This is a genomic window from Limisphaerales bacterium (genome assembly GCA_014382585.1).
Classification (GTDB): domain Bacteria; phylum Verrucomicrobiota; class Verrucomicrobiia; order Limisphaerales; family UBA1100; genus JACNJL01.
In genome coordinates this window covers 45,928-57,539 of sequence record JACNJL010000049.1, presented here as the reverse complement: position 1 = coordinate 57,539, position 11,612 = coordinate 45,928, and the positions used below count along the sequence as shown (strand labels likewise).

At 59.4% G+C, this 11,612-nt stretch carries 5 protein-coding genes; all 5 read right to left on the bottom strand.

The genetic code is table 11. From position 1 onward, the window contains the following. The coding region (locus H8E27_11435) for a hypothetical protein (protein ID MBC8326224.1) at positions 1 to 2,712 on the bottom strand (2,712 nt) is incomplete at its 3' end. A 16-nt stretch (positions 2,713 to 2,728) separates the two neighbouring features. Beyond that, a complete protein-coding gene (locus tag H8E27_11430; GenBank protein ID MBC8326223.1) occupies positions 2,729 to 5,749 on the bottom strand; it encodes a hypothetical protein in 3,021 nt (1,006 codons plus the stop codon). Position 5,750: 1 nt separating this feature from the next. Continuing rightward, complete coding sequence (locus H8E27_11425; protein MBC8326222.1) at positions 5,751 to 8,582, bottom strand: VWA domain-containing protein; 2,832 nt, start codon at positions 8,580 to 8,582, stop codon at positions 5,751 to 5,753. Further along, positions 8,536 to 10,707 carry a BatA domain-containing protein gene (locus tag H8E27_11420; GenBank protein MBC8326221.1) on the bottom strand — a complete coding sequence of 724 codons (2,172 nt, stop codon included), beginning with the start codon at positions 10,705 to 10,707 and terminating at the stop codon, positions 8,536 to 8,538. Before H8E27_11420 ends, H8E27_11425 begins: the two co-directional genes overlap by 47 nt. Then, on the bottom strand, positions 10,704 to 11,603 hold the full coding sequence (locus tag H8E27_11415; protein MBC8326220.1) for a DUF58 domain-containing protein: 900 nt from the start codon (positions 11,601 to 11,603) through the stop codon (positions 10,704 to 10,706). The genes H8E27_11420 and H8E27_11415 overlap by 4 nt, the downstream gene beginning before the upstream one ends. Positions 11,604 to 11,612 lie beyond the last annotated feature (9 nt).

The following is an 11,612-nucleotide window of genomic DNA, read 5'->3' as shown; positions in this document are numbered from 1 at the left end:
GCCACCTTCGCCCGGTTTGCCACCTTCGCCCGGTTTGCCACCTTCGCCCGGTTTGTTGCCTTCGCCCGGTTTGTTGCCTTCGCCCGGTTTGTTGCCTTCGCCCGGTTTGTTGCCTTCGCCCGGTTTGTTGCCTTCGCCCGGTTTGTTGCCTTCGCCCGGTTTGTTGCCTTCGCCGGGTTTGTTGCCTTCGCCGGGTTTGTTGCCTTCGCCGGGTTTGTTGCCTTCGCCGGGTTTGTTGCCTTCGCCGGGTTTGTTGCCTTCGCCGGGTTTGTTGCTTTCATCCGGCCCTTCTTTTTCGAGTGCGCCTTCGAGTTCTTGTTGTTGCTCGGCCAAATTTTCAGCAGCTTCTTCAGCGTTGGCTTGGGCTTTGGGTTGGGCTTCGGGGTCAGCGATTTGATTAGCGGCTTCAGCTTGTTCGTTGGCGATTTCCTGTGTTTGCTTGCCGACCTCTTTCAGTTCTTCGGCACGCTCGCTATTGAGGCGTTCCTCGTGACGACCGGCGCGTTCGATGTTGGTGCCGGCTTCCTGCACTTGTTCGGCAAGATCCATTTGCTGGTCAGCCGCTTCCGCTCGTGGGGATTGTTCAGTTTGCCCGGCCTGTTGTTGCAATTTTGGGTTTGCCGCTTGCTGGGCCATTTGCTGTGCCTTTTGAGCAGCAACCTCGGCGGCAGTTTGAGTGGCCTCGGCGGCTTTTTTCTCGGCGGGATTTTCTGATGCCTCCGCGGCAGCGGCGGCTTCCTGCGCAGCGTTGTTTAACTCGCGAGCGGCTTCATCTAAGGCCTGCGCGACTTCGGCCATTTTGGATTCAGACTTGTCGCCATTTTGGGCATTCCCAGCGGCCTCTTGGGCTTTTTCAGCAGCTTGCTCAAAAGAGTTCTGTGCCTTTTCCAATGGTTTTTCTGCCCCTTCGGCTTTACCGGCTTTGGCTTGTTCTTGGATGGGGGGGATGGTTTTCTCGGCCATTGCTTTTGCGGCTTCGGCGAGTTGGCGCGCTTGTTCGGCGGATTTGTTGGCGGCTTTTTGTTCGGCGTTGGGGGGGTGATTATCACCGGCTTGTTCGGCCATTTGTTGAGCCATTTGCGCGGCGTCAGCGGCGGATTTTTGGGCGGCTTTGGCAGCTTGTGCGGCCTCGGGAGTAGCGGCATTTTCAGCGGCGCGTTTGGCTTTGGCGGCGGCGGCGTTCAAATCCTGCGCGGCGTTTTTTAATGACTCGGCCATTTCAGCCATTTTGGATTCATCGTTTCCCTTGGCGGCTTGCTCGCCTTTGGCGGCGGCAGCTTGCAATGCTTTTTTGGCATCGGCCAATTCCTGTTCGGCGTTGGCTTTGCCTTGTTTGGCTTGTTGCTCGATGGGCGGCACTTGCTGTTCGGCCATTGCTTTTGCGGCGGCAGCGAGGGCTTGGGCTTCGGCGGATTTTTCCTGCTGCTCAGCAGCGTCGGCACCTTTGGCTTGTTCGGCCATCTGGGCGGCTTGTTGGGCGGCGGATTCAGCAGCTTGTTGTGCATCTCTGGCGGCTTGTTTTTCTTCCGGGGTGTTTGCGGCCTGAACTGCCTCGGCGGCTTCTTTGGCGGCGGCTTCCAGTTGGGCGGCGGCTTCGTTTAAGGGTTGCTCCATCGCAGCGGCGTTCTTTTGTGTGGCCGCTTGGTTGAGGGCTTTGGCGGCTTCATCGAGTGGGGCTTGGGCATCTTCGGCTTGGGCGTCCTTGGCGTCTTTTTTGATTTCCGGGATTTTTTCCTTCGCCAATTGCGCAGCGGCGGCGGCGAGTTGCTGGGCGTTCAACGGCGCGGCGGGGTCTTTGGGAAGCGGATTTTTTAATGCCTCGGCGAGTTCTTGTTGTTCCTTAGCGGCGGCTTCCAAATCTTGATTGGCGTTTTGTAGGGATTGTTCGGCGATGTTTTCGAGTTCCTCGCGCATGACGGGGTTTTTGGCCAGCTCGGCTTCGAGATCTTTAAGGGCTTCGGCGGGCGGCTTGTTGGCAAGCTCCATCAGGCGCTCGAGCATTGCGAATTGTTGATCGAGCGCTTCCTTGATGCCGAGTGCCTCTTCCTGCGCACGCAGGATGGCTCGGGTGTCGGCGGTTTCGGGCCGGCCTTCCTCGAGGTTTTGGTAATGCTCGGCGAGCTGGGATAAATTGGCGGCGAGTTGCTTCTGTGCTTTGGCGGCGGTCTCAAGCGATTGCTGCTGATCCTTGGGCTTCGGATTGGCGGTGGATTCTTCGAGCGCATTCGCGGCGTCGCGCGGGGGGGCCTGCAACATCGCAACGGCATCATCGGCATCGCGGGCGCGTTCGCGGCCTTTTTTTTGGGCGAGGTCCTGCTGATTCGCATCGCGGCGGAGGGCTTGTTGCATTTGGGCGACGCGCTCGTTGAGTTTCTCTTGTTGGAGCGCCAACTCTTTGGCTTTTTCGGTTTGGGCGTTGTGATCTTCCTTCACTTTATCGGCAAGATTGCCGGTGGTTTTTTCTAAACCCTTGGCCTCATTGGCAAGGTTTTCGAGCACTTCGCTGAGGCTGGGCGCGGCGATGAGCAGAGCCTTGCGCGCGGCGGCCAGCTCGGCGGCGGAAAGTTTGCGCGCGCCGCTGACGGTTCCCTGGATTTGGTCGAGCGACTTATCCACGGATTTCAACGTGCGTGGCTGATCAGCGGCGGATGCCATCAGGACGCCGGCGAGCAGCGTGATGGTGGCCATGTGTAGGTTGAGGATACGTTTCATGGCTTTGTTTAATGTACTACTCTTTCTGAGATTTCTCAATGAGAAACACACCGGGATTTTTGGTCCGGCCTTGCATCTCCTTGCCGATGCTTCCAGCCGCCTCCCCGCGGGCGGCGGCTTCCAGTTCAGCGGCGCCTTCCAAACCGGCATCGCGGAGTTGCTGTGGCGTGGCGCTGAGTTGTTGGCGCAGCCATTGCCAATCGCGCGGACGCAGTGAATTGACATCCGTGGACTTCGTCTCCCAACGCTCGCGATGAGAGAGCGCCTTGATGGCGGCCTCGATGAGGGCGAGTTGGTGAGCGGTCTCCAATGTGTGCATCGCATCGGCGAGGGTGTTGAGTTGTTTGGCCACAGCATCGGCAGCCCGACCGGCGTCGAGCCCCGCGCGCACTGCTCCCAACGCGGCAGCGGCCCGAGAGGTGTCGCTGACAAATGCGGGGACCGATTCGCGGCGGGCTTCTTCGAGTTGCGCGCGGCGGCGCAAACGCGATTGCGCAGCGTTCCATTCGTGCTCCAGCCGCGCCTGCGCGAAGGCATTGTTGGCGGCAGGTTGAAGGGGCGATTTGCCGGCTTGCCGGGCCATTTCCAATTCGTCGGTGGTTTGTTGGCGTTTCAACACTGCGGCGCGAACTTGGCGAATGGCGCCGGCGGCGCCGTGGTCTGATTTTTCTAACTGCGCCCGCGCGACAGCAGCTTGTTTGCCTAATTTTTCAGAAATGGGACGAAGGATCTTCGCCGCCACAATCACCGCCTGCCCGAGGGTGCGGCCGGCGGGAAGCAGCGCGGCGGAGGGCGGGGCTTTTAATTGTTCCCCCAGACTTTCCCGCGCGGTTTTCAATTGGGTTTGCAACGCGATGACTTTGTCCGCCTCGCCGGTAAGGCGTTTGGCTAATTCACCGAGCACGGCTTCGGCCACTTCAATTTCCTTGGTGACACTGGCTTGGCGGCGCGCGAGGCGTTCCCACGCTTTGGGATCGTTTTCGTTTTCTGCAAGCCGATGCATCGCGACGGCAGCACGCGAAACATAATCGAGCAAATCCAGCGCAACGGCGGCTTCGTCAGCAGCGAGCCATGCATTTGCCGCGCCGCGCAATCGGGTGTTGGCATCGTCAATATTCTCCAACAAACCGGCAAGGCCCGCGCTATGGGCTTTCACTTTGGGATCCACAACAATTGCGGTTTGCGAAGGCTCAAGCTGTAGCTTGGCGCGCGGGAGCCAATCGAGTTCCAGACGCCCCGCCACCCGGCCAAGCAAAGTGAGCCCCGCCGCCTCGCGTCCGGCATGTACTTTGCGCAGCGCGGTGGGGAAACGGCGTCCCGCCAACCCCCAAGTACTCTGCGCGGCAGCGAGGGCGGTGATGGCTTGGGTGGCTTTGTCGCGGCGTTCCACATCGCTGCCGGGGAGGAGCATCGCGTCCACGTCGTTGGGGAAAATTTTGGTGAACTTCGCCACCGCATCGGCGGCGGCATTAACCACGGACACCCAACTGCGTTGGTCATTTAGCGCCGCCACACGAACGGCTTCGAAGAGGGCGGAATCGAGAGTGAGCGTCACGGCACGGGTTTCGGCGCGGTTGCCGGCGTGGTCGATGGCGACGAGTTTGGTGAGTACGGTATCGCCGGGCTTGGCGTTTAGTTTCAGCAAATCCCAATCGAGTTTTACTGCCTGATTGGTGGCGGGCATTTGCGGGATGGGAATGGCGTTGGTGGTCCACGCGCCGGTGTTCACGCGGACGAGTTGATGCAGTTCGCGCAGGCCGACGTCGTCTTCGGCTTCGCCGGTGATTTGCAAAATATCTTCTGGTCGCGCGGTCACGTCTTTGGCCGGAGCGGTGAGGCGCACTTGCGGCACGAGATCGGGCTGGGCGGTGATAGCGTATTGGGCGCGGTGTTTATTTTCCAAACGCTCGGTAGTTTTCACGTGCACCGTGTACGCGCCGTTGTCGGTGAGTGTGATACGACGACTCCATTCACGCGGCGAGACGCTGTTGGTGAGGGTAAACGTGTTGGTGCTGGTGGTGGTTTGAATATGGAGGACGGCTTCGGCCACGGGTTGATCGAGGTGGACGGTGAGTTCCACTTCGGTTCCGGTGAGCGCGGTGAGGTCCCCCGCTTCCTCGCGGAAGGTGGCGGAGGCGCGGCCGGAATATTTTGGGAAATGATAAATTTTTGTGAAACTGGTGACGTGCGGCCGGCGGCGCGAACGCAAGGTGTACCAACGTGAAACCGCATCGCCCGCGTGCACTTGATAACGAATGGAATCCGCCGCCATCGCGATGGTCGAGGTGAATTCATCTTCCGCAGCTGCATCCATCGGCACCTCCTGCCTTGCGCCATCGGACAGCTCAGTGATGAGGCGCGGCGCGGCTTCCAGATTCGGCCCGGTGATTTGCACGCGGATGGGCACGTTGTCGCCTTCCGGCGCGGTGGATTCAAATGAATTGGGCTCGAGCAACGCGATGCGATTGCGCGACACTCGCTCGAGATTTGCCGTGGGCGCCAACGCGCGCAGCAGCAATTGCCGCCCTGATCCGGTGGATGCCAAGCCGGCCACGGCCACAAAGATGGCCGCCGCGCCGATGACCCAACGTTGCACGCGTTTGGCCGGTAACAGGCTGTCCATTTGCACGCGTTGGATTCGGTCCGCCACCCTTTCCTGTAATTTTTTGCGGAACACTGGCGAGTCCATCCCTTCATCGTCGCCCGCGAGTTCCACGGCGGAGAGCAATTCCTTGCGCAGCTCGGGCGCTTCCTCCTCGATCATCGCCGCGAGTGTGCGTTCATTGAGCACCCGCAACAGTGGCCGCACGCAGGCAAACCACCCCACGATGAGCGCCACAAAATACACGCCGCCGCTGAGCATCCAGCGCGTGCGATCTTCCATCACAAAAAACCAATCCGCGCCCGCCAGCAACAGCAGTCCACCGAGAAATACAATCAACCCCGCGCTCGCTCCGCGCAAAAATTGCAGCCAACGAAACCGCCCGCGAAACGCGAGCAACTGACCGTGGATGATGGGGTTAATGGGTTGTGACATTTTAAACTAATCCCAAACGCCGACGAATAATCCACTCCGTCGTGAGCAGTAAAATAATCGGCACAAACCACCAGTAGCTTTGCCAGAGGGGCAGTTCGGTGGTGAGGGTGCGGCCGTCGCTGTAGGGGCTGAGCGCTTCGACGAGGCGTTGCATGTCTTCCTCGCGATAATAGGCGCCTCCGGAATCGCCGGCCATTTGGCGCAGCAACAGCTCGTCGCAATGGAGCAAGCCGAGTTCGCCAAAGGGATTGGCGGCGACGGTGAAGGCGGTGTGGGCGAGAATGGCATCGTCCGGAATGCCCGGCACGCGCACGCGCACTTCGTAATCGCCCGGCTCCAGTGGCGCGGATTCCGCGCGGAAGGTGAAGGATTGCGGATCGGCCTTAAGCGGCAGCGTGCCGAAAAGCTTACCGTTGCGGAAGAGCAATGCCTGCGGTTTGAGACCGGGCTTGGTGGCGATGACGGGGTCTTGAATGCGGACGCGGATTTCGGCGGTGTCGCCCAGGTCATACGTGGTGTTGCCGGAATCCAGCGCGATGTGGGCGTCCTGCACTGCAAAAGGCGGCTCCATAATCCACTTGGCGATTTGGTTCCAAAATCTTTGGTGGTATAAATCACCGACATTATAACGCCAGCGCCACGATTCCTCGAAGGCGGAATACAATACGCGGCCCGCGCCATACCGGCGGAAGACCAGCGCGGGCACGGCCTGTTGCTGGCCGGTCATCACTTCGAGCAACACCTCGGAGCCGGGGAGTTTTTCGGTTACGGCAATCCAGCGCGGGCCGGGCAGTTCGCTCCAAATGCGGAGGTTGCCCGCCGTGTCGCCGGAAAGTTGATGCGGCGCCTGCGAACCGCCCGCACCACGAAAGCGCCACGTCATCTCCATGTTGCTGACGAAACGCGGGCCGGCAAACTTGACGGGAAACAACGGCTCCAACGTACCCGCCGCCAAATGCGAAAGGCGTTCCTGCCGGCCATCCATAAAAATCAAACCTCCGCCGTTGAACTGCACCGCGTCTTTAATCCATTGCTGTTCTCGCGCGGTGAACAAATCCGACGGGACATCGCCGATGATAATCAGTTGATATTGAAACAACAATTCGCGGGTGGACGGGAACTGGCCCTTCGCATTACCACGCAACCCAAGGGTCATCCGATTTCGTTCCCATTTGGGCAACAGAATATTCACTTTCCATCGCTCATCGCGCTCGAGCAGGTTTTTCAAATACCGCTGCTCCCAGCGCGGCCGTCCGTCCACATACAACACGCGCGGTTCCTGCGTCACCACATTCACGCGCAGCGTGCCGGCGTTGTTGTCGTCTTTCATTTCGCCTTCGATAGGTGGCACCACCACTTGAAACGTGAGCGGCAAATTCGTATGACGCAGGTTGCGGTTTTGCGCGGCCTGCGCGGCGGCCACAATATCTTTCACCGGAAAATCAAACGGCAACACGCGCCGCTTGCGGGCAGTCACATAATCGCGCTCCCACACGACCTGTCCCTCGTGTTCGATGCGCACGGTAAATGGTTTGCCCGACGGCATTCCGTCGTGCAAAATCACTTTGCCGGTCACCCGCGCGTCCGGATAAATATCGCCGGGGCCTTCGGCTTTGAGCACTGCCAAATCGCGCGCAGGCTCGGCCGTGCCCAAGCCCACCACGTGAATGGATACCCCGCGCTCTTTGAACAGCCGTGCCATTTCCACCGGCGATTCGCCATCGTTGTGTTGGCCGTCGGTGAACATCACCACAATCAATTTCTCCCCTTCCGCGCCGCCCTCGGTGCTGGCGGCGATGTGGTGCATCGGCGCGGTGGATAAATCTGTGATCAAATTCGTGGCCACCACTTCCAGTGTGCGCGGTGCGGCGAGTAATTCGCTATCGCCTTCACCCGCGATACCGCTTTGCCACAGATTCAAAAAGCGTTTTGCCTTCAGCGCGTAAAGTTCCACGTGATGTTTCGTCTCCAGCTGGTCCACCAAACTTTCCGCGCCGCCGAGCAGTTGCGTTTCCAGCCGTGTCCAGCGCGGCGTGCGGTTGAATCGCTCCAGCGCCTTGCGCGTTTCGGCATCCAGCTTCGTCAGCGCAACATCATCCTGCTTGGGCATCAACGCCGCCAGCACGCCTTCCCAGCGCACCACTTCCGGCCGCAAACTGAGCAACTGTTGTTTCGCCGAATCATTCATCTGATCCGGATTGGCCGACTGCAATGGATCGTTGATTTCATCGCGGAACTGCTTCGCCTGCGCGACGTCCCAACCGGGGAGCTTGAGTTCGTTGAGATGATCCATCACCTGTCCGCCCACCTCCTGCGCCATCCGCACGCGCCCGGGCACATCGCGTTCCGTGTCGCCCTCCACCGCGGTGAGCAACCGCCGCAAATTCGCCAAACGCTCCAACGCGGCCGCCGCGTGGTGGTCCGCCGCGTCGCCTTTGATCCAGCCCAAGCGCCGCATGATGCGAAGCTTGCGATGTAAATCCATTTGCTCGTCGGTGGCTTTCATTGAGGCCGAGCTGTCCACGTACATCAGCAGCCGCGCGCGCGTGCCAATCTCCCGATGGGTTTGGATGACCGGCCCGGTGAGCATTAGCACCACGAACATTACTGCCAACCCGCGCAACAGCGGCAGAAACCACAGGCCCGTTTTGCCGCGCCGCGCCAATTCGCTCGCGTACAACCCCCACGCCGCACCGGCCGCCGCGATGGCGACCGGCAACGCCAGCCACAACGTCCATTCCCCGGAGAAATGGAGCTCGGCAATTATGGAATCGGCGGGAGTCATCTCAATTACGCTGGCGAGCCATTCGGCGTTGAAGCAGCAGTTCGCCAAACAACAAAATCAAAACGAGAATGAACAGTGGTTTCCAAATTTCCTGACCGAAGCGCCGGGTGTGATCCAGCGCCCGGTAATCTTCCACGCTGCTGACGAGATCGGCCTTCAATTCATCGGCCACTTGTTGGCGTTCGTCCGCTTCGAGCTGTTGCAGGTTGCTTTCCACGCGGCTGGTGTTCACCACAAAGTGGATCGGTTTTTTGTCCGGCCCCGTCATCGTGTATAACCCCGGACGGCCCGTGCCGGAAAATTCCGCCACACCTTTGTTGCCGCGCGATTCGATGGTGAGCTCGGTAATTTTGCTCTGCGTGTCGCGCATTGTGACGGTTTGGCCAATTTCTTCCGGCGGAAAAAACGCCACCGCCGAACTGCCCACGCCAAGATTGCGCGGCGGGAAAAGTGAGGACGCGAGGTACGTGCAAAGCCGCTGCGCGAAGGGAACGTAAAACGGCCGGCCCGGCAAATTATTCCACGCCTCGTCGCATGAGGTGGCGCAGAAAAATACGCGACCTTCGTTGAAGCGTTTTTCCAACAAAAATGGGTCGCCGCTTTCGAGCATCGCGTGCATCCGCACCAACGGGTTATCCGGCTGGGCGAGCGTACGATACCACTTCGTGATTTCCGCGTCGGCGGGCGTGCCGTTGCGGGGATCATTGAACAGATTGAGCGGCGCGTGCTCAAAACGCTGCGCGCGGATGCGGGTGAACGGTTCCGGCTCGCGGCTGAGATCGGCCAATTCCGTGAGCGGCGCGGGCAACAATCCGGCGGCGTGCAGGGTTTCATTGTACCATTTCACGTCAATTTGATCGCCGGGAAAAATCAGCACCCCGCCGCCATCGCGCACGAAGTTTTGCACCTCAACCAATTGCTTGGGCGTGAGCCGCGCGACGTTGGCGAGCACCATCACCCGCGCATCGCCAATGGCCGCGGCACTCAAGCCGACGGTGCGAATGACGCGCACTTCGAGCAGGTCGGCCAGTTTTTTTTCACCGGGCTTTGCGGGCGCACCGGCTTCGCGATAAGGCTGCAGCGCGATCTGCAAGAAATCGGTTTCGCTTTCCAACGGCTCGGCACTGGGATCGCCATCCACCACCAGCACCGGCACCCGTTCCCAAACCGGGATGCTCACGCGAAAGGTGTTGTCCGCTTTCAAACTATCGGCATCGGCGCTGACCTCCACCACGTGCGAACCGGCGGAATCAAATTGATGCGTAAACAGAACCTGCCGTTTCTGGCCGGCTTCCAGCGGGATCTGCGTGGTGTGTGCCACCTTGCCATCCACGCGGCACACCACCTTCAACGAGTCGTGCCCCTGATTGCCGTAATTGCGCAGCGTGGCGCGGACTTGTAGCGTTTGATTCATCCCCAACACGCGTGGGGAAAAACTCACGGTTTCCACGCACACATTCTCGCGCCCTTCCGCGCCGGTATGAAAAAGGGTGAGCCGCGGCGCAATCTCCGTCGCGCCCAATCGCTCGGCGGCGCGTTGGCGGAGATTAGCTTCTTCGGGCAACCAACTGATGCGTTGGAAATCGCTGATGACGATTATTTCCCGCTGCGCGTGGCTCATATTGCGGGACAACGCAGAGGCGACGTCCAGCGCGGAAGGCACCTCCGCCTTACCGTAGCCGGCCTCAAGCATTTTCAAATCTTCCGACACGCGTTTGGTATTAAAAACACTGGAATCGTACAAAGGCGAATTGGTGCCGCTCATCAGCACCACAGACACATCCGAACCGCGTTGGAGGCCGACCACCAAATCGGCGGCTTGTTGGCGGGCGTTTTCAAAATTAGTACCTCCGGTGACGCGGAAATCCTGTGAGTACGAATTATCGAGCACCACAACCAATGAAGTTTTTGCATCGCTCCACAACGCCGCCGCGCCGGTGAGCACCGGCCGCGCCATACACAATGCGAGGAAGACCGGTATGCAAATACGCAACAACAGCAACAGCCAATTCTCAATGCGGAGGCGGCGCTGTTGTTTTTGCAACGTCAACTCAATGAGATGCATCGCGCCCCAACGCACTTCGCGCGGTTTACTGCGGCTAATGAGGTGGACGATGATGGGGAGGGCGCCCGCCGCCACGCCGCCCACCAAAAGTATGTTTAGGAAATTCATACGGTAAGTTGGCGCTGCCGCAGGCAACGGGCGAGGGCGTCGGTGATGGGTTCGGCGGTGTTCATCGGCACGAGGTCGATGCGGTGGCGTTGGCAACCGGTCTTGAGCGCGTCACGGAATTGCTGAAGGTTTTCGAGATACGCCACACGAAAGCTGGCGGGATCGAGTGTGCGAAATTGGCCGAACATTTCCAGGTTTTCAAACTTGGTCCACGCGCTGAAGGGGAATTCCATTTCGTCCGGATCCAAAATGTGAAAGAGCACCACCTCGTGCGAGGCCTGGCGAAAATGTGCGAGCGATTGCAGCAGTGCGCGTTGATCGGAAAAGCCATCGGTAAAAATAAAAATCATCCCGCGCCGTTGCAGCCGCGGCATCAGTTTTTGGAAAATAGTTGCCAAATCTGTTTCGCCGCCGGGACGCGATTCGATCATCGTCTGATAAAGTAACCGCAAGTGACTTGTGCTGGAACGCGACGGAATGAATTTACGGATTTGATCATCGAAGGTCACCATCCCCACGCTGTCGCTTTGGCGAATGATGATTTGCGCGATGCACGCGGCGAGCTTCATCGCGTACTGGCATTTGCTGATGCCACCCTCGCGCGCGTAGTCCATACTGCCACTGCAATCCATTAACAACGTGGCGCGCAGGCTGGTTTCCTCCTCGTATTCGCGAATATAATAACGGTCGGTTTTGCCGAACACCTTCCAGTCCACGCGCCGAGTGTCGTCGCCCTGCACGTATTCGCGATGCTGCGCAAACTCGATGCTATACCCTTTGTGCGGCGAACGATGCGCGCCGGAAATGGCGCCTTCCACCGCTTGCCGCGCAAACAGGTTCAAGTTTGCGATGCTCTGCAGCTCATCGGGCTGCAGGAGTTGAGCGACTTGCGACATTTAATGAAA